The sequence below is a fragment of the Mesorhizobium sp. Root157 genome (assembly GCF_001427385.1).
Lineage (GTDB): Bacteria > Pseudomonadota > Alphaproteobacteria > Rhizobiales > Rhizobiaceae > Mesorhizobium.
Genome location: NZ_LMGJ01000012.1, coordinates 452,801 through 471,467, shown reverse-complemented (window position 1 = coordinate 471,467; position 18,667 = coordinate 452,801). Strand labels below are relative to the sequence as shown.

At 60.2% G+C, this 18,667-nt stretch carries 15 protein-coding genes, 1 tRNA gene and 1 pseudogene; 8 read left to right on the top strand and 9 right to left on the bottom strand.

Annotation, left to right across the window (positions count from 1 at the left end; all coding sequences use genetic code 11):
- Nucleotides 1-3: 3 nt before the first annotated feature.
- The 3 genes from scpA (at nt 4) to ASD64_RS10210 (ending at nt 2,798) form a co-directional block, all read left to right on the top strand.
- Nucleotides 4-2,127, top strand: a complete 2,124-nt coding sequence (scpA, locus tag ASD64_RS10220; RefSeq protein ID WP_056104517.1) for a methylmalonyl-CoA mutase — start codon at nt 4-6, stop codon at nt 2,125-2,127.
- Between the two features lie 63 nt (nt 2,128-2,190).
- Entirely contained in the window at nt 2,191-2,412 is a 222-nt protein-coding gene (locus ASD64_RS10215; protein ID WP_056104514.1) for an AbrB/MazE/SpoVT family DNA-binding domain-containing protein, read from the top strand.
- Entirely contained in the window at nt 2,409-2,798 is a 390-nt protein-coding gene (locus ASD64_RS10210; RefSeq protein WP_056104511.1) for a type II toxin-antitoxin system death-on-curing family toxin, read from the top strand. Before ASD64_RS10215 ends, ASD64_RS10210 begins: the two co-directional genes overlap by 4 nt.
- A gap of 11 nt (nt 2,799-2,809) precedes the next feature.
- Here ASD64_RS10210 and greA read toward each other — a convergent pair whose 3' ends face one another.
- The 3 genes from greA to ASD64_RS10195 all read right to left on the bottom strand — a co-directional run bounded on the left by greA (nt 2,810) and on the right by ASD64_RS10195 (nt 5,569).
- Nucleotides 2,810-3,277, bottom strand: a complete 468-nt coding sequence (gene greA, locus ASD64_RS10205) for a transcription elongation factor GreA (protein ID WP_056104508.1) — start codon at nt 3,275-3,277, stop codon at nt 2,810-2,812.
- 97 nt (nt 3,278-3,374) lie between these two features.
- Nucleotides 3,375-4,379 carry an asparaginase gene (locus tag ASD64_RS10200; protein WP_056104505.1) on the bottom strand — a complete coding sequence of 335 codons (1,005 nt, stop codon included), beginning with the start codon at nt 4,377-4,379 and terminating at the stop codon, nt 3,375-3,377.
- 23 nt (nt 4,380-4,402) lie between these two features.
- Nucleotides 4,403-5,569, bottom strand: coding sequence for an acetyl-CoA acetyltransferase (locus ASD64_RS10195; RefSeq protein ID WP_056104501.1), 1,167 nt, complete (start codon nt 5,567-5,569; stop codon nt 4,403-4,405).
- Nucleotides 5,570-5,745: 176 nt separating this feature from the next.
- Here ASD64_RS10195 and betI point away from each other — a divergent pair, with 176 nt between their 5' ends.
- The 4 genes from betI to betB are packed head-to-tail and all read left to right on the top strand — an operon-like array spanning nt 5,746 to nt 11,035.
- A complete protein-coding gene (gene betI, locus ASD64_RS10190; RefSeq protein WP_056104497.1) occupies nt 5,746-6,339 on the top strand; it encodes a transcriptional regulator BetI in 594 nt (197 codons plus the stop codon).
- On the top strand, nt 6,336-7,859 hold the full coding sequence (betC, locus tag ASD64_RS10185; RefSeq protein ID WP_056104494.1) for a choline-sulfatase: 1,524 nt from the start codon (nt 6,336-6,338) through the stop codon (nt 7,857-7,859). Before betI ends, betC begins: the two co-directional genes overlap by 4 nt.
- 2 nt (nt 7,860-7,861) lie before the next feature.
- Nucleotides 7,862-9,514 (top strand): choline dehydrogenase, encoded by a 1,653-nt coding sequence (gene betA / locus ASD64_RS10180; RefSeq protein WP_056104491.1) that lies wholly within the window; start codon nt 7,862-7,864, stop codon nt 9,512-9,514.
- Between the two features lie 57 nt (nt 9,515-9,571).
- Entirely contained in the window at nt 9,572-11,035 is a 1,464-nt protein-coding gene (betB, locus tag ASD64_RS10175; RefSeq protein WP_056104488.1) for a betaine-aldehyde dehydrogenase, read from the top strand.
- 18 nt (nt 11,036-11,053) lie between these two features.
- On the opposite strand, the pseudogene ASD64_RS20605 reads toward betB, so the two are convergent.
- Nucleotides 11,054-11,293, bottom strand: a pseudogene (locus tag ASD64_RS20605) (sugar phosphate nucleotidyltransferase); the annotation flags it as partial.
- Between the two features lie 28 nt (nt 11,294-11,321).
- Nucleotides 11,322-12,842 carry a phosphomannomutase/phosphoglucomutase gene (locus ASD64_RS10170; protein WP_056104486.1) on the bottom strand — a complete coding sequence of 507 codons (1,521 nt, stop codon included), beginning with the start codon at nt 12,840-12,842 and terminating at the stop codon, nt 11,322-11,324.
- Between the two features lie 201 nt (nt 12,843-13,043).
- Here ASD64_RS10170 and ASD64_RS10165 point away from each other — a divergent pair.
- A tRNA-Pro gene (locus ASD64_RS10165) sits at nt 13,044-13,120 on the top strand.
- Between the two features lie 38 nt (nt 13,121-13,158).
- Here the strand turns inward: ASD64_RS10165 and ASD64_RS10160 are convergent.
- The 4 genes from ASD64_RS10160 to ASD64_RS10145 form a co-directional block, all read right to left on the bottom strand.
- Complete coding sequence (locus ASD64_RS10160; RefSeq protein ID WP_056104483.1) at nt 13,159-14,778, bottom strand: ABC transporter ATP-binding protein; 1,620 nt, start codon at nt 14,776-14,778, stop codon at nt 13,159-13,161.
- Nucleotides 14,779-14,780: 2 nt separating this feature from the next.
- Nucleotides 14,781-15,899, bottom strand: coding sequence for an ABC transporter permease (locus tag ASD64_RS10155; protein WP_056104479.1), 1,119 nt, complete (start codon nt 15,897-15,899; stop codon nt 14,781-14,783).
- A complete protein-coding gene (locus ASD64_RS10150; RefSeq protein WP_056104475.1) occupies nt 15,892-16,815 on the bottom strand; it encodes an ABC transporter permease subunit in 924 nt (307 codons plus the stop codon). The genes ASD64_RS10155 and ASD64_RS10150 overlap by 8 nt, the downstream gene beginning before the upstream one ends.
- A gap of 63 nt (nt 16,816-16,878) precedes the next feature.
- Nucleotides 16,879-18,471 carry a peptide ABC transporter substrate-binding protein gene (locus ASD64_RS10145; RefSeq protein WP_056104467.1) on the bottom strand — a complete coding sequence of 531 codons (1,593 nt, stop codon included), beginning with the start codon at nt 18,469-18,471 and terminating at the stop codon, nt 16,879-16,881.
- Nucleotides 18,472-18,667: the final 196 nt, after the last annotated feature.

The window sequence follows — 18,667 nt, the reverse complement described above, 5'->3', positions numbered from 1 at the left end:
AGCATGATCCCCGATTTCAGCAAGATTGCGTGGGCGCCAGCACACCGCCAGACAGTCAAGGTCGACGGCGGCTGGACCACGCCCGAAGGCATCACTCTCAAACGCCTCTACGAAGAAAGCGACCTGACCGGTCTCGACCATCTCGAAACCTTTCCCGGCCTTGCCCCATATCTTCGTGGCCCCTATCCCACAATGTACGTCCAGAAGCCGTGGACGATCCGCCAATATGCCGGTTTCTCAACCGCCGAGGAATCGAACGCCTTCTACCGGCGCAACCTTGCCGCCGGTCAAAAGGGCCTGTCGATCGCCTTCGATCTTGCCACCCACCGCGGCTATGACAGCGACCACCCGCGCGTTGCCGGCGATGTCGGCATGGCCGGCGTGGCTATCGATTCCATCCTCGACATGCGCCAGTTATTCGACGGCATCCCGCTCGACGAGATGACCGTCTCGATGACCATGAACGGTGCCGTCCTGCCCATCCTTGCGCTGTACATCGTGGCCGCCGAGGAACAAGGCGTCGCTCAGAAGGATCTCGCCGGCACCATCCAGAACGACATCCTCAAGGAGTTCATGGTCCGCAACACCTATATCTATCCGCCCAAGCCCTCGATGCGGATCGTGTCGGACATCTTCTCCTACACCTCGCGGCACATGCCGAAGTTCAATTCGATCTCGATCTCCGGCTATCACATGCAGGAGGCCGGGGCGTCGGCGGACCTCGAACTTGCCTACACCATCGCCGACGGCATCGAATATGCGCGTGCCGGCGTCGCCGCAGGCCTCGACATCGACAAGTTCGCGCCGCGCCTGTCGTTCTTCTGGGCGATCGGCATGAACTTCTTCATGGAAGTGGCCAAGATGCGGGCGGCCCGCCTGATCTGGTCGCAACTGATGCAGAAGAACTTCGCGCCGAAGGACGCGCGTTCGCTGTCCTTGCGCACCCATTGTCAGACGTCGGGCTGGTCGCTGACGGCGCAGGACCCCTACAACAACGTCATCCGCACCATGATCGAGGCGATGGCCGCGACGCAGGGCCACACGCAATCGCTGCACACCAACTCCTTCGACGAGGCGCTTGCGTTGCCGACCGACCATTCGGCGCGCATTGCCCGCAACACCCAGATCATCCTGCAAAAGGAATCCGGCACCACCGCCATCATCGATCCATGGGGCGGATCGGCCTATGTCGAGCGCCTGACGCACGATCTGGCGGCGCTGGCCATGAAGCATATCGAAGAAGTCGAGAAACTCGGCGGCATGGCGGAAGCGGTCGAAAAAGGCATTCCGAAGCTGCGTATTGAGGAAGCTGCGGCGCGCACCCAGGCGCGCATCGATTCCGGCGAGCAAACGCTGGTCGGCGTCAATGCGTTTCGACCGCAAAAAGACATCGAAGTCGATGTGCTCAAGATCGACAATGCCGAAGTGCGCGCACGCCAGCTATCCAAGCTGCAGCAATTGAAAGGCACGCGCGATGTCGGCGCCGTCGAGAGTGCATTGGAAGCACTTGCAAAAGCCGCTTACGGCAACGAGAACCTGCTCGAATTCGCCATCCGCGCCGCACGCGCCAAGGCCACCGTCGGCGAAATCTCGCTGGCGCTTGAAAAAGCATTCGGCCGTCATGTCGCGTCGGTGCAGATGATTTCCGGTGTCTATCGGAAAGAACTGGGCGGACTGCCCATCGTCGTCGAACTGCAGGAAAAGATTGCCAGGTTTGAGAAAGAGTTCGGCTGCAAGCCACGCATTCTCGTCGCCAAGATGGGACAGGACGGCCACGACCGCGGCCAGAAGGTGATCGGCACCGCTTTCGCCGACCTCGGCTTCGACGTGACGATCGGATCCATGTTCCAGACGCCGGAGGAAATCGCCAAGCTCGCCGTCGACAACGACGTCCACATCATCGGCGCCTCCTCCCTCGCCGCCGGGCATCTGACTTTGATTCCCGAACTGAAAGCTGCACTCAAAAAATCCGGTCGCGACGACATCATGATCGTGGCCGGCGGTGTCATTCCACCCCAGGATTTCGAGGCCATACGTGCGGCCGGCGCTACCGATATCTTCCCGCCAGGAACAGTCATTCCCGAAGCGGCGGGCCGCCTGATGGACCAGTTGCTGTTGCTGGCTTAACGTTATAATCTCTGTTGCAACATAAACACTCCACGTTATAATTAACGTTGTAACGAGTTTTTCATGAACACGACCATTCGCAAGATCGGCAATTCGGAAGGCGTTATCTTGCCGAAAGAGGTTCTTGATCGCCTCAACATCAAGGCTGGAGATCAACTCTCCATCATCGAAACGGCTAAGGGCTTCACCCTTGAGCCTGTGGATGACAGTTTTGAACGCCAGATGAAGGCAGCCCGCGAAGTCATGGATAAGTACAAGGTTGCGCTTCAGAAACTCGCAAAATGAACTGGGAATTTCTGAGCCGTCGCGCTGTCGAGGCCATCCACGCGGAACAGTTGCGCAAGCACGGCGGAGCGCAGGGATTGAGGGACGAAAATGCTCTCGAGTCGGCCCTTGCGCGAGCAGAAAACAAGGTGACCCACGGCAAGTCTTCGATCTACGAACTTGCAGCCGCTTATGTATTCGGCATAGCCCGCAATCTTACTTTCGTGGACGGCAACAAGCGCACCGCCATCGTGGCGTCTGGCGCCTTCCTGATCGTCAACGGCTACGCGCTTACTGCGGACAACGGAATGCTCTACGAATTCACAATGGGCGTCGCCGCAGGCGAAATCGATGAGTCGGGCGCGGCGGCCTTTTTCCGAGACCATACAGAACGAGTCAATGAATAGAGAGCGTCTGTCTATCCCAGCCCGACGATTTCCCATTCCTTGCCATTGACGGTCACAACGTCCCCGACCTTCTTGCCGAACAAGGCGCGCGCCATCGGCGAAACGTGCGAAATAGAGCCGCTTGAAGGATCGGCTTCATCCTCGCCAACGATTTTCCAGTTGACCGCGCCGCCGTCCTCGCCCTCCAGAGAGACGGACATGCCGAAACGCACGACATCGCTATCCGCCTCGGGTGTCGACACTTCGGCACTCTCACGCCGGGCTGTCCAATAGCGCAGGTCGCGCGAAACCAGCGCCGTGCGTTCGCGGTCGGCCTCAGTTTCCGCCTTGCCCAGTTCCTCGCGCAAGCGAAGCAGTTCGACTTCGATCAAGGCGAGGCCGTTTGGCGTGACGAGATTGCGGTGCGGGCTTACCGGCCGCTCACCGATGCCCGCAATGGCATTCTCACTGTCTTCTTCGCGCGTGAAGGCCCTGCTCATATGGCAAACTTAGGCGCGGCGGGCCGGCTTCACAAGCTACCTCGCCAAAGACAACATCGACAGGGCAAGCCAGCCGCTCCAACGGCCACAAATCGGCCTATCGCAGTGCCTCGGCGGGTCGCAATGCGCCCACTTCCGCGCCCACCCTACTCTTGATCGGCGGATTGGCCTGCCGAAGGAGTTCGACCGACAGTTCCCGATCCGACTGCAGAAGTCTTGCCAGAACGGCAGCAATCATCACTTCGGCGGCACGGCCGGTTCCGCCGTCGCATTTCAGCGCTATGCCGAAGCCAAGTTCGGGCAGTGCCGCGCAGTAGACGCCTTCCGCTCCCACCTTGACGAAGATGCGGCCAGGAGATGCCTGCATCAGCTTCAGGTCCGCGCGGTCGGTTCCGGAAACGAGAAACGGTTCGGCCATGCAGGCCGAAAGCAGCCTCTGCGCCGCCTTGGCGCGAATAGGGCCCAGCCCCTTTCCGGACACCATCTTCGCAAATCCGATGGCGAAATTGCGCAATGGCACCGCATAGGTCGGAATGGAGCAACCGTCGGTGCCACGGTGATCGACATCGTGGGCAGCGCCGGTCACCGTCTCCATGGCCTCGCGGATCATCTCCTGCATGCCATGCTGGGCCTTGACATAGCCGTGGTGATCGATGCCGGAGTGGCAGCAAGTGCAAACGAAGCCCGCATGCTTGCCCGAACAATTGTTGTGCAAGGCGTTCGGCACACCGCCGGTTCTCGCCAGAGCAACCGTGGCATCCTGATCCGAAGGCCAGTGGGTGCCACACTCCAAGGCGCTTTCGTCCAGTCCTGCCTTGGCCAACATGGTACGCGCCAGTTCGGTATGAGCAGGCTCGCCGGAATGTGACGCACAGGCCAGCGCCAGTTCCTTGTCACCGAAGCTATAGGCATCAGCCGCACCGCTCTCTACTAGTGGCAATGCCTGGATTGCCTTGACCGCCGAGCGAGGGAAAACCGGCCTGTGCGTATCGCCGATTTCCCAAACCGCCTTGCCGTCCGCATCGAATACGGCAACCGCGCCGCGATGCGCGCTTTCCACCACCGCGCCACGCAGCACGTCAACCAGAACTGGATTTGTCATGATGTCAGGACCCTCGTCGTGCCTTATCGAATACGGTCGAGGATCGACACGTAGTTGGCGACCGCAGCGCCACCCATATTGAAGATACCGCCCAGCTTGGCATTGGGCACCTGTATGCCGCCCGCTTCACCGGTCAATTGCATGGCAGTCAGCACATGCATCGATACTCCGGTGGCCCCGATTGGATGCCCCTTGGATTTGAGTCCTCCGGACGGGTTGACCGGCAAGCGTCCCCCCTTGGCTGTCTCGCCGCTCAGCGCTACCCTTGCGCCTTCGCCGCGCTTGGCCAGCCCCATCGCCTCGTATTCGATCAATTCGGCGATGGTGAAGCAGTCGTGCGTTTCGACGAAAGACAGATCCTCAAGCGTCACGCCAGCCTTGTTCAATGCCCGGCCCCAAGCTTCCTCGCAACCCTCGAACAAAAGGATGTCGCGCTTCGACATCGGCAGGAAATCCTGCACATGCTCGTTGGCCCGGAAAGCCACGGCCCGGCGCATCTTCAATGCCGTCGTGGAATCGGTCAACACCAATGCCGCCGCGCCATCGGACACCAGCGAGCAATCGGTGCGCTTCAATGGTCCAGCCACGAATGGGTTCTTCTCGCTTTCATGCCGACAGAACTCATAGCCGAAATCCTTGCGCAACTGGGCGTAGGGATTGTCGACGCCGTTCTTGTGGTTCTTGGCGGCAATCGTCGCCAGCGCGTCAGACTGGTCGCCATGACGCTGGAAATAAGCGTGCGCGATCTTTCCGAACACCCCGGCGAAACCTGCAGGGGTGTCACCATCCTCAGGCAAATAGGACGCGCGAAGCAGGTTTTTACCGATCTCGGGGCCGGGCGTCGTCGTCATTTGCTCGGCGCCCACCACCAGCACGATGCGTGCCGCATTGGCATCGATGGCGCGGATGCCTTGCCGTACCGCTGCCGACCCGGTGGCGCAGGCGTTCTCGACGCGCGTTGCCGGTTTGAAGCGAAGCAGAGCATCCGTCTGCAGAACCAGGCTCGCGGTGAAATCCTGCGCAGAGAAGCCAGCGTTAAAATGACCAAGCACGATTTCGTCCACGTCATCGGGACCGATGCCTGCGTGATCCAATGCCTCAGCGGCAACCTTGGTGATGAGGCTTTCCAGCGTTTCGCCTTCCAGCTTGCCGAAACGCGAATGCGCCCAGCCGACGATGCATGCAGTCATGGGTAAGCTCCTTTCCGTCCAGGCCGCGTGATCGGCCGACGGCACTCCATGGGCGCCAAAATGAACGTCCCGCGCCATCCCGTAAAGCGGAGTCTGCATCCTTTCGGAGCTGGTTCATCAGATTTTTATTGATTGACCAGTCAATTAAAAATAACCTGACTATGGGAGTGAAGCAAATGCCAAAGATCGGAATGGAACCGCTGCGCCGCCGGGCGCTGATCGACGCGACCATCTCGGCGATCGGCGAGCGCGGCACGCTGAATGTCACCGTGTCGGAAATCGCCGGCCGCGCAGGCGTATCGTCAGCGCTTGCACACCACTATTTCGGGCCAAAGGAAGAGTTGTTGCAGGCCACAATGCGACAATTGCTTGCCGATTTGGGCCGCGACAGCGTCGCTTCGCTGCGAAAGGCCACCACCGCCCGCGAGCGCATTTCCGCAATCATCGCCATCAACTTCAACGCCGGGCAATTCCGCGAGGAAACCATCCATGCGTGGCTGGCCTTCTACGTCGAGGCGCAGAACTCCCTGCCGTTGCGTCGACTGCTTGGCGTCTATGCCCGTCGCTTGCACTCCAACCTGATGAGTGGGCTGGTGCCACTCATGCCTCGCGAGGAAGCCGAGCGCATGGCCGAAGCCATCGCGGCGCTGGTCGATGGCCTCTACATCCGCCGCGCCCTGCGCGACGGTCTTCCGAACCCGGCCAGCGCCAGTGGCCTGGTCGAAGACTACGTCGATGCCAAGCTGGCACAGCAGGCGGGCGCCCGATGAGCAAACGACCGCACATCCTGATCGTCATGGTCGACCAGCTTGCAGGCACGCTGTTTCCGGACGGGCCGGCAGCCTTCCTGCATGCACCGCATCTCAAAGCGCTCGCAGCCCGTTCGGTCCGATTCAGGAACAACTATACCGCCTCCCCGCTCTGTGCGCCGGGCCGCGCCTCGTTCATGAGCGGGCAATTGCCTTCACGCACCGGCGTCTACGACAACGCCGCCGAATTTGCCTCTTCAATCCCGACTTACGCCCATCATCTGCGCGCCGCAGGCTATCAGACCTGCCTGTCCGGCAAGATGCACTTCGTCGGGCCAGACCAATTGCATGGCTTCGAGGAGCGGCTGACCACCGACATCTACCCGGCCGACTTCGGCTGGACACCGGACTATCGCAAGCCTGGCGAACGGATCGACTGGTGGTATCACAATCTCGGCTCGGTGACCGGTGCCGGCGTTGCCGAAATTTCCAACCAGATGGAATATGACGACGAAGTCGCCTTCCACGCCGTCCAGAAACTCTACGACCTTTCGCGCCAGTCCGACGATACAGGCCGCCGCCCGTGGTGCCTGACCGTCTCCTTCACCCACCCGCACGACCCTTATGTGGCGCGGCGGCAATATTGGGACCTCTACGAAAACTGCCCGGCTCTCGAACCCGAGGTCGGCTTCATTGCCTACGCCGAACAGGACGCGCATTCGAAGCGGCTCTACAAGGCCAGCGACTACGACAGCTTCGACATCACGCCTGAGCAGGTCCGCCGTTCGCGCCGGGGCTATTTCGCCAACATTTCCTATATCGACGACAAGGTCGGCGAACTCGTCTCAACGCTCGAGCGTACGCGCATGCTCGACGATACAGTGATTCTGTTCTGCTCAGACCACGGCGACATGCTGGGTGAACGTGGCCTGTGGTTCAAGATGAGCTTCCTTGAAGGCTCGGCGCGCGTGCCGCTGATGATCGCCGGCAAGGGCGTTTCCCCCGCCCGCGTCGACACACCCGTCTCAAACCTCGATGTCTGCCCGACGCTATGCGATCTCGCCGGCATCGATATCTCCGACATCGCGCCATGGACGGACGGCCAGTCGCTGCTGCCCCTGACCGAAGGCAAGCCGCACCAGCCGGTGCTGATGGAGTATGCCGCCGAGGGTTCCCATGCGCCGCTGGTCGGCATTCGCGAAGGCCGCTACAAATTCGTGCATTGCGAGATCGACCCGCCGCAACTGTTTGATCTTGAATCCGATCCCCTCGAACTGACCAACCTGGCGGCCGACCCGGCCCATGCCGCTCTTGTCGCCGCATTCATGGAGAAGGTTCGCGCGTGCTGGGACTTGGCGGCGTTCGATGCCGCCGTGCGCGCCAGCCAGGCCCGCCGCTGGGTGGTCTATCCAGCGCTGCGCAACGGCGCCTATTACCCGTGGGAATTCCAGCCGCTGCAAAAAGCGTCGGAGCGCTACATGCGCAACCACATGGACCTTAATGTGCTCGAAGAGCAGAAACGCTTTCCGAGAGGCGAGTAACCATGCTTGAAGCGGATTTCGTCATCATCGGTTCCGGTTCGGCCGGCTCGGCCATGGCTTACCGTCTGTCGGAAGACGGCAAGCATTCGGTGATCGTCATCGAATATGGCGGTACGGATGCCGGGCCGCTGATTCAGATGCCATCGGCCCTATCCATCCCGATGAATCTCCCTCTTTATGACTGGGGCTTTTCCAGCGAACCAGAGCCTCACCTCGGCGGCCGCGTGCTCGCGACGCCGCGCGGCAAGGTCATTGGCGGCTCATCCTCTATCAACGGCATGGTCTATGTACGCGGCCACGCCCGCGACTTCGACCATTGGGCAGAACAGGGTGCCACCGGTTGGACTTATGCCGATGTCCTGCCCTACTTCAAGCGCATGGAAGACAGCGATGGCGGCGAGGACGGCTGGCGCGGCAGAGACGGGCCGCTACACGTCCAACGCGGCTCCCGCACCAATCCGCTCTATAACGCCTTCATCGAGAGCGGCCGGCAAGCCGGTTTCGAACTCACCAGTGACTATAACGGCTCCAAGCAGGAAGGCTTCGGGCCGATGGAACAGACGATCCGTGAGGGCAGGCGCTGGTCGGCAGCCAATGCTTATCTGCGGCCGGCGCTCAAGCGGCAAAATGTGAGTCTGGTCAAGGGCTTCGCACGGCGCGTGACGATAGAGAATCAACGCGCCACCGGCGTGGAAATCGAAACTCGCGGACAAATTCAGATCGTTAAAGCAAGGCGTGAAGTGATCCTCGCCGCCTCCTCGATCAATTCGCCCAAGATCCTGATGCAGTCGGGCATAGGCCCAGCGTCCCACTTGCAGGAACACGGTATTGCCGTTGTCGCGGACCGGGCGGGGGTCGGCCAGAACCTGCAGGATCACCTCGAACTCTACATCCAGCAGGAATCTACCCAGCCGATCACGCTGCACTCGGTCCTGAACCCATTTTCAAAGGCGCTCATTGGAGCGCGCTGGCTACTGTTCAAGACCGGGCTTGGCGCCACCAATCATTTCGAGGCGGCCGCCTTCCTGCGCTCGGCACCCGGTGTCGACTACCCCGACATCCAGTATCACTTCATCCCCGCCGCCGTGCGCTATGACGGTAAGGCGGTCGCCAAGTCGCACGGCTTCCAGGCCCATGTCGGACCGATGCGTTCGAAGTCGCGGGGCTCGATCATGCTGCGCTCACCCGACCCCAACGACAAGCCGGTCATCCGCTTCAACTACATGTCACATGCGGACGACTGGGCAGATTTCCGACACTGCATCCGGCTGACCCGAGAAATATTTGCACAAGCTGCTTTCGACCCCTTTCGCGGCCAGGAACTCTCGCCCGGTGCGAATATCCGGTCGGACGATCAGTTGGACGATTTCATCCGCCGGCATGTCGAGAGCGCCTATCACCCTTGCGGTTCTTGCCGCATGGGGCGGGCGGACGATCCAACCGCCGTTGTCGATCCCGAATGTCGCGTCATCGGCGTCAAGGGCCTGCGCGTGGCGGATTCCTCGATCTTCCCGCGTGTCACCAACGGCAATCTCAACGCGCCGTCGATCATGACCGGCGAAAAAGCCTCCGACCATATCCTTGGACGCCAGCCGCTTCCCGCTTCGAACCAGGAGCCGTGGATCAATCCACGCTGGCAGGTGTCGGACAGATAGGTCATGATAGCCGGCGCGCTGCACGCGCCCGGCTTCCACGGACGAATTGGAGATACAATGCGCGCCCAACCCACGGCCTCGCACTACATCAACGGGCGCTATGTCGACGACGAGCGCGGTGCCGAATTGCCGGTCATCTATCCGGCGACAGGCGAGACGATTGCAACGCTGCATTCGGCAACGCCCAATATCGTCGAACTGGCCGTCGAGGCAGCCCGTGAAGCGCAAGGCGTGTGGGCGCGCATGAAGCCTGTTGAGCGCGGTCGCATCCTGCGCCGGGCCGCCGATATCCTGCGCGAGCGCAACAACGTACTGGCACGCCTCGAAACGCTCGATACCGGCAAGGCCATCCAGGAAACGCTTGTCGCCGACGCCCCCTCAGCGGCGGATTGCCTGGAATTCTTCGCTGGCGCCATTGCCGCCTTCAACGGCGAATTCATCGACCTTGGCGGCCCGTTCGCCTATACGCGCCGCGAACCACTTGGCGTGTGCGTCGGCATCGGCGCATGGAACTACCCTATCCAGATCGCCGGCTGGAAGTCGGCCCCGGCGCTCGCGATGGGCAATGCCATGGTGTTCAAGCCGTCGGAAAACACGCCGCTTTCGGCGCTGGCGCTGGCCGAGATATACTCCGAGGCCGGCCTGCCGGACGGGTTGTTCAATGTCGTGCAAGGCTACGGCGATGTCGGTGCCGCCCTGGTCGGACATGAAGCCGTCACCAAGGTTTCGGTGACGGGTTCAGTGCCAACCGGCAAGAAGGTGCTGTCGCTGGCAGGCTCCGGTATGAAGCATGCCACCATGGAACTCGGCGGCAAATCGCCTTTGATCGTCTTTGACGATGCGGACCTCGAAAACGCCATCGGCGGCGCCATGCTCGGCAACTTCTATTCGACCGGACAAGTCTGCTCGAACGGCACCCGCGTGTTCGTTCAGAAAGGCGTTCACGACCGCTTTGTCGAGCGCCTTGTGGAGCGCACCAAGAAAATCCGCATCGGCGACCCCCTCGATCCTGAAACCCAGATGGGTCCGCTCGTCAACAAGACGCAACGCGACAAGGTCGTGGATTATATCGGAATAGGCCGAAACGAAGGTGCAAAGCTTGCCTGCGGCGGCAACGTCCCTTCGCTGCAGGGTTTCGACGGCGGTTGCTTCATTGAGCCGACGGTGTTCACCGGCGTCAGGGACGACATGCGCATAGCGCGCGAGGAAATCTTCGGACCTGTGATGAGCGTGCTTTGCTTCGAACATGAGGACGAGGTGGTCTCACGGGCCAACGGCACCGAATTCGGCCTTGCCGCCGGCGTCTTCACCAAGGACTTGCCGCGCGCTCATCGCGTCATCCACGAGCTTAAGGCCGGCACCTGCTGGATCAACACATACAACCTGACTCCGGTCGAAATGCCGTTCGGCGGCTTCAAGCAGTCCGGTATCGGTCGCGAGAACTCGCTTGCCGCGCTTCAGCTCTACTCGCAGATCAAGTCGGTCTATGTCGAGACCGGCGACGTCGCCAGTCCCTACTGATCGCTGTCGGCCGTCGCATCCAGATACTGGGTCAGCGCGCAGGTCGGCATGAATCCTCGACGCGTGCCGCTCAGAGGCGATAAGAAACACTGGAGTCTCGCCTTCCTCGCACCCCTTGAGACGCTGGACTGTCTTCGCCAGCATCGAACCGTCGCCAGAAAGGTCATGGAACTGTTTGGGATTGTCTTCGCGCGACAGCGGCCACAGGCGCGCGCCGACGCCGCCACTCATGATGAAACTGACGATGCGTTCGCTCATTGCATTTCCATTTCGCCGCCTCTCACCGTCAGAATGTCTGGTTATAGGGGCCAACCTCCGGATTGCGGCGCAAAACTTCGTCCAGCGCCTCGAACATCTCGCGGCGGCGATCGGACGAAACCGGGCTTTCTACCACCACAACAAGCTCCGGCTTGTTCGAGGATGCCCGCACCAGCCCCCAGGTGCCATCCTTGGCAACTATGCGCACACCGTTAACTGTGATCAGGTCAACGATCTGCTGGCTTGCAAAAGCTCTCCCTGCTGCCTTGATTTGCACCATTCCAGCGGTGACGCGCTCGACAACATCATATTTCACATCGTCATCGCAATGCGCCGACATCGTCGGCGTGCCGTAGGTCAGCGGCAATTCACGATAGAGATCGGCCATGCTCTTGGCAGGATTACGGTCGAGCATTCGGCAAACTGCAATCGCCGTCACCAGACCGTCATCGTACCCGCGCCCGATTGGCGGATTGAAAAAGAAGTGGCCCGATTTCTCGAAGCCGGCGATTGCCCCAAGCTCGGCCACGCGCCGCTTGATATAAGAATGACCGGTCTTCCAGTAATCGGCCACCGCACCGTTCGCCTTGAGTACGGGATCGGTGTTGAACAGACCTGTCGACTTTACATCCACAACGAAGGTCGAACCTGGATTGTCGCGGGAAATATCGCGGGCAAGCATGACGCCGATCTTGTCGGCAAAGATCTCGTTGCCTTCGTTGTCGACCACTCCGCAGCGATCGCCGTCGCCGTCGAAACCCAGCCCTACATCGGCGCCCGTTTGCAGCACCTTGTCACGGATGGCGTGCAGCATCTGCATGTCTTCAGGATTGGGATTGTAGCGCGGGAAGCTATGATCCAGTTCGACGTCGAGTGGAACCACTTCGCAACCGATGCGGCCAAGCGCTTCCGGGGCGAAGGCGCCCGCGGTCCCGTTGCCACAAGCCACCACGACCTTGAGCTTGCGGCCGATGTTCCTGCCCGCGACAAGATCGGCCAGATAGATCTCGCGAAAGCCTTCGACAAATTCGTATGAACCGCTGCCGACCAGATCGAAGTCTCCGCTGAGCACGATCTTCTTGAGCGCCGCCATCTCATCGGGGCCGAAAGTTAGCGGCCGTTCCACGCCCATTTTCACCCCGGTCCAGCCATTCTCATTATGTGAGGCGGTGACCATGGCAACTGATGGCACATTCAATGCAAACTGGGCAAAATACGCCATCGGGGAGACCGCAAGGCCCACATCCTTGACCTTGGCGCCGGCCGCCATAAGGCCGGAGACGAGGGCCAGCTTGATGCCAAGCGAGTAGGAGCGGAAATCATGCCCGGTAACGATTTCCGGCTCGACTCCAAGACGGCGCATCAGCGTCGCCAGCCCCATCCCGAGGGCCTGCACGCCGATCAGGTTGAGTTCGGGCGCCTTGCCCGATCCGGGATACCCGAACCACCAGCGCGCATCGTATTCGCGAAATCCCGACGCCTTGATGAGCGCCGTTGTTTCAAACGCGAAAGTGTTGGACCGCGATTCTCCGGTTATGGTAAAAGTCAATTGAACAGGCTCCAAGCCGCGTAAAAATGCGGCCCCTTGAACCGCACATGCGGCAATTCTCCTAGCACGGAAGCCTTTAAGGGGCGGTTATCCCGATGGCTCAATTCCAGCTTTGCCGACATTCCACAGCAAGCGGCAGATTGTGCCGTCATGCCGCTTGCAGGAAGAAATTCAGGGGGTTATAAGCCCGGCGTCTGGTCGCGGAGTGTAGCGCAGCCTGGTAGCGCACATCGTTCGGGACGATGGGGTCGCAGGTTCAAATCCTGCCACTCCGACCAGATCAATCCTGAGGAAAATTGGCACATCCCCTAATCGGCTAGGCGCTGAGCCGGAACCGTGTCGAATCGATCGCAGCAGCCATCAAAGTCTGCGTATAGGGGTCCTGCGGGTTGTCGAAGATGGCTTGCGTCGGTCCCTCCTCGACGATGCGACCCTGCTTCATAACGATGATGTAGTCGGCCATGGCCCGCACGACCGCAAGATCGTGGCTGATGAACAAATAGGACAGATCGTTGTCCGCCTGCAGCTTGCGCAGCAGATCGACAATCTGCTTTTGCACGGATCGATCCAGCGCCGAGGTCGGTTCATCCAGCACGACCACCTTGGGTTTCAGGATCATGGCGCGCGCAATGGCGATGCGTTGCCTCTGGCCACCCGAAAATTCGTGCGGATAGCGGTTTCGCGTATCCGGATCGAGGCCCACTTCCTGCAATGCTGCGACCGCCCGGCGGTCGCGTTCCCTGCCGGTGATGTCCGGTTCGTGGACCAGCAAACCTTCTGTCACCACCTGCCCTATCGTCATGCGAGGCGACAACGAGCCGAACGGGTCCTGGAACACGAGTTGCAGTTCCCGGCGTAGTGGCCGCATCGCCTGGCGGTCGGCGCCGGAAATATCACGATCGCCGAAGCGAATGATGCCGTCGCTGGGTAAAAGCCTGAGCAACGCCCGCCCTAGAGTGGACTTGCCTGACCCGGATTCGCCGACGATGCCGATGGTCTGGTTCTCTTTCAGGCGGATGGAAATATGGTCAACGGCGCGCAGCATCAAAGGCTGGCCACCAAGCAACCCACCGCCGATCCTGAACGTCACCTCAACATTGCGGCCCTCGAGAAGAACCGGCGCGTCTGGCGCGGGCGGCAACTTCGAACCAGTGGGTTCTGCTGCCAACAGCATCTGGGTGTAGCGGTGCTTTGGATTGGCGAACAGCGCCTCTGCCTCGCCTTCCTCTACCACTTCGCCGCTGCGCATGACATAGACCCGGTCGGCGAAGCGCCGAACAATGCCGAGATCGTGTGTGATGAAGACGATCGCCATGCCGAGCTTGCGCTGCAATTCGGCGAGCAGCGTTAAAATTTGGGCCTGGATGGTCACGTCAAGCGCCGTCGTCGGTTCGTCGGCAATGAGGATATCGGGGTCGTTGGCTAGCGCCATGGCGATCATGACGCGCTGGCGCTGCCCACCCGACATTTCGTGCGGATATGACTTCATGCGCCGCTCCGGTTCCGGAATCTGGACCAGTTGCAGCAGCCGCAACGCCTCCTTGCCCGCTTCCGTCACACTCAGCCCGCGATGGTGGCGGATCGGTTCGATCAACTGGCTTCCGATCGAATACAACGGGTCGAGCGACGTCATTGGCTCCTGAAAGATCATGCTGATCTTGCGGCCACGAACCTTGTTGAGTTCCGACTTTCCCAATGTGAGAAGGTTGCGGCCGCGATAGTCCACCACGCCCGAGGCCTCGCCATTCGAGGCGAGCAGGCTCATTGCCGCCATCATGGTTTGGCTCTTGCCCGATCCCGATTCGCCGACGACTGCCACCGTCTCACCGGCGTCGACATGAATATTGATGCCTTTCACCGCCTCGACATCACCGTCCAAAGTGCGGAATCGGACCCGCAGATCCTTGACCTCGAGAATTTTCTCAGCAGCCGCCATGTTCAACGGTCCTTGGGGTCGAGGGCATCGCGCAGTCCATCGCCGACGAAATTCAAGGCAAACAGCGTCGACACCAGGAAGAATGCCGGAAACAGCAGCAGCCAGTTGGCCGTGCCGATGTTCTTGGCGCCGACCGAGATCAGCACGCCCCAACTCGTCATCGGCTCTTGCACGCCCAATCCAAGGAACGACAGGAAGCTTTCCAGAATAATGACGTGCGGCACCAGAAGCGTCATGTAGATGACGACAGGACCGAGCAGGTTCGGAATGACATGGCGCATCAGGATGCCTCGAGTGCGGACCCCCATGGCCTCGGCCGCCTGTACATATTCCTGCCGCCGGATCGACAGTGCCTGGCCGCGCACGATGCGCGCCATATCCAGCCACAGCACAGCACCGACCGCCAGGAACATCAGTACGAAGTTTCGCCCGAAGAACACCACCAGCATGATGACGAAGAAGATGAACGGCAGCGAATAAAGCACGTCGACGACGCGCATCATCACCTCGTCCACCTTGCCGCCGATGAACCCGGCCGCCGCCCCATAGACGACGCCGATGGTCACCGCCACGAAGCCGGCCAAGAGGCCTATGGCCAGCGAAATGCGGCCGGCCATCAAGGTGCGCGAGAGCATGTCGCGGCCCGTATTGTCGGTTCCAAAGATGAAGTATTGCTGCTTGATCGAAGCGCTCATCGTCATTTCAAGGCCGTCGGCTGATTTGCTTTCGACCTTGGCGTCGTCGAACGTGTCAGACCGGTCAATATAGCGCACGTTGCGCTCGTCCACCGCCTTCGACGAGGTGACAGTGACGAATACGCGTTCGCCCTCCTGATGCCACTCCTTCACATCGACGCGCATACGCTTGACCGTCTCAGCGAGAGTCGTCTCGATCATGTCAGACTTGGGGTAGGATGAAAGGCTGGGAGCGGTACGGACATAGTCGGGGTAAATGGTGGTGTACTGATGCGGGACAAAATACGGGCCAACAATGCAGATGATGCCCATGAAGATCAGATAGTAGAGGCTGAACATGGCGGCCCGGTTGGCCTGGAGGCGCGCCCACGCATCGCCCCATAGTGACCGCCCTACGACAGGTGCGGCTACGACGGCGTCAGTCATAGCGCACCCTCGGGTCGACCACGGCATACATGATGTCGACGATCAGGTTGAATATGATGGTGAACAGGGCGATCACCACGACGGTGCCCATGACCAGCGTATAGTCGCGATTGAGCGCCGCATCGACGAAATAGCGGCCGACACCGGGAATAGAAAAAATTGTCTCGACAATGATCGAGCCTGTCAAAAGCGCTGCTGCGGCAGGACCGGTGAAGGAGATGATAGGCAAAACCGCTCCGCGCAGCGCATGCCGCACCACCACAGACCAGTCTGAAAGGCCGAGCGCGCGCGCCGTTCTAATGTGGTGAGAGCGCAGAGATTCGATCATCGATCCGCGCATCAGGCGTGCGACGATGGCGATCTGCGGCAGCGCCAGGGTAAGCACAGGGCCGATCTTGTTGAGCAGTGCACCGTCCCCCCACCCCCCGACGGGCAACAACTTCCAGCTCAACCCGAATACCAGTTGGATTATCGGGGCAATGACGAAGGTGGGAATGGTGCTGCCGGCCGTGGCCAGCGCGATCACGGAATAGTCGGCCGCCTTGTTCTGGTTGAGGGCTGCGACGGTTCCCAGCAGTGTTCCTAGCAAAAGAGCGAGGATAAGCGCCGATGCGCCGAGTTGGATCGAGATTGGCAGACCTTTGGCGAACAATTCGCCGACCGTAAAGTCGGGAAGATTGTAGCTCGGTCCAAAATTGCCATGCAAAAGGTTGTTGAGGTAGTTGCCGTACTGCAGCCACAGCGGATCGTTCAGTCCGAATTGAGCTTCCAGATTGGCCTTGATCTCGGGACTGAGCCCTCTTTCCTGGTTGAACGGCCCGCCCGGGGCCACGCGTATCAGGAAGAATGCCAGCGTCACTATGACGAACATCGTGGGTATGGCGGTCAACAACCGCCTCAATACATAGAGCAGCACAGCCGGCCCTCCTTACTCGCAAGGACAAGCCGCCGCCCCTTGGGAACGGCGGCTCCTGTGCGGTCAGTCCTTGCTGACGAAGCGGGTCGGATGAACGTCCATGACGTTCTCCTCGAAGCCGTGGATCTTCGGCGAAACGAGATTCTTGTAGGAGTAATAGAGCAGTGGAATCTGACCGACATCGTCAATCAGTACACGCTCGGCTTCCGCAAGGTCCTTCAGGCGCGCTTCCGGCTGACCGCCATCCGCTGCCGCCTTGTTCATCAACTCCTCGAATTTAGGGCTGTCGTAGTTCGAGTAGTTGTTACCGCTGGCCTTGCGAGAGATGCCAAGGAAAGTTTCCGGATCCTTATAATCTGCGATCCAGCCAGCGCGAGCGACATCATAATCGCCCTTCTGCTCCAGGAAGGAGTAGTGCGTCTTGGTGTCGGTGTTGAGCAAAGTCACCTCGACGCCAAGCGGCTTCAACTGCTCCTGGATGGCGACAGCGGTGTTTTTGTGGTTTTCGGAGGTGTTGTAGCGGATTTCCATCTTGAGAGGCTTTTCCGGCGTATAGCCAAGCTTCTCCAGAATTTTCTTCGCCTCGTCCTCGCGGTCGATCTGCGACATGTCGGCAAATTTGGCCAGTGCGGACGTATAGCCTTCAATGCCGGGAGGGACCATCGAATAGCCGGGCAACATGGAGTTCTGCCAGACTTTCTCAGCCAGGAAATCGCGGTCAATCGCCATGGAAATGGCATTGCGCAATTCTACGTTGTCCCAAGGCGCCTTGTCGGTCTTGATCGAGTAGTAGTAAGTGCCGAGATACGGCCCGATGCGGAGCTGATCGCCGAATTTGGCCTTCAGATCGGCCATCTGCTCGGTCGGAATGTCGTCATTGGTGTCGAGTTCGCCGGCTTCGAAGCGCTTGATCGCCGTGGAACGGTCTTCGGTCGGGATATAATTGACCGTGTCGATCTTGACGCTGTCCGCGTCGTGGAACTTGGGGTTCTTGACCAGTTTGATGTGATCGTTGGGGGTGAACTCGGCCAGCGTGTAGGCGCCGTTCGAGACCAGGTTGCCGGGCTTTATCCAGTCCGCGCCGAGCTTGTCGATGGCAGCCTTGTTGACCGGATAGGTCGACTGATGCGTCAGCATTTCGAGGAAATAAGGCGTCGGCGCGTTGAGCGTCACCTCGAAGGTCTCGGGGTCCACCGCCTTCACGGCGAGTTCTTCCGGCTTTACCTTGCCGGTGTTGACGGCTTCGCCGTTCTTCACGACATAAAGCATGGAGGCGTATTCAGCGCCGGTCGCAGGGTCTTCCAGACGGCGGAAGGCATAGACGAAATCATCTGCCGTGACCGCGCTGCCGTCCGACCAGACCGCGCCCTTGCGCAGCTTGAACGTATAGACGGTGCCGTCGTCGGAAACGGTCCAGCTTTCGGCTGCACCGGGGATGAGGTTGGCGTCCTTGTCCTGCATGACAAGGCCTTCGAAGAGATCGCGCAGGATGTGGGCTTCGTAGACGGTCGAGGTCTTGTGTGGATCGAGCGACTCCGGATCGGCGGAATTTCCGCGATTGTAGACGACTTCGGCAAAAGCGGGCGTGTAGAACGTTCCCGCGGCCAAAGCCAGTGTTGTGGCGAACACCGTCGCCTTGAGCATTCTCTTGAGCATGCAACTCTCCCTTTTGGCGCACATACCGACGGCGCCGCTCGAACATCAGATCTCCAGAGCCGGCTTATCCGGCTTCCATGAGCACGCCGCGGACTCCCAATCCCACGGCTCGTGGAGGGGAGACTAGTCACCCCGAAATCCGATTTCAACAAAGTCGTGCATGACGCAACGTGATGCAGGGTTTCGCACACGCCCA

What these genes read in the sequence shown, in the direction of transcription:
- scpA (WP_056104517.1), top strand. Translation starts at nt 4, where the DNA reads ATGATCCCCGATTTCAGCAAGATTGCGTGGGCGCCAGCACACCGCCAG.
- ASD64_RS10215 (WP_056104514.1), top strand. Translation starts at nt 2,191, where the DNA reads ATGAACACGACCATTCGCAAGATCGGCAATTCGGAAGGCGTTATCTTG.
- ASD64_RS10210 (WP_056104511.1), top strand. Translation starts at nt 2,409, where the DNA reads ATGAACTGGGAATTTCTGAGCCGTCGCGCTGTCGAGGCCATCCACGCG.
- greA (WP_056104508.1), bottom strand. Translation starts at nt 3,277, where the DNA reads ATGAGCAGGGCCTTCACGCGCGAAGAAGACAGTGAGAATGCCATTGCG.
- ASD64_RS10200 (WP_056104505.1), bottom strand. Translation starts at nt 4,379, where the DNA reads ATGACAAATCCAGTTCTGGTTGACGTGCTGCGTGGCGCGGTGGTGGAA.
- ASD64_RS10195 (WP_056104501.1), bottom strand. Translation starts at nt 5,569, where the DNA reads ATGACTGCATGCATCGTCGGCTGGGCGCATTCGCGTTTCGGCAAGCTG.
- betI (WP_056104497.1), top strand. Translation starts at nt 5,746, where the DNA reads ATGCCAAAGATCGGAATGGAACCGCTGCGCCGCCGGGCGCTGATCGAC.
- betC (WP_056104494.1), top strand. Translation starts at nt 6,336, where the DNA reads ATGAGCAAACGACCGCACATCCTGATCGTCATGGTCGACCAGCTTGCA.
- betA (WP_056104491.1), top strand. Translation starts at nt 7,862, where the DNA reads ATGCTTGAAGCGGATTTCGTCATCATCGGTTCCGGTTCGGCCGGCTCG.
- betB (WP_056104488.1), top strand. Translation starts at nt 9,572, where the DNA reads ATGCGCGCCCAACCCACGGCCTCGCACTACATCAACGGGCGCTATGTC.
- ASD64_RS10160 (WP_056104483.1), bottom strand. Translation starts at nt 14,778, where the DNA reads ATGGCGGCTGCTGAGAAAATTCTCGAGGTCAAGGATCTGCGGGTCCGA.
- ASD64_RS10155 (WP_056104479.1), bottom strand. Translation starts at nt 15,899, where the DNA reads ATGACTGACGCCGTCGTAGCCGCACCTGTCGTAGGGCGGTCACTATGG.
- ASD64_RS10145 (WP_056104467.1), bottom strand. Translation starts at nt 18,471, where the DNA reads ATGCTCAAGAGAATGCTCAAGGCGACGGTGTTCGCCACAACACTGGCT.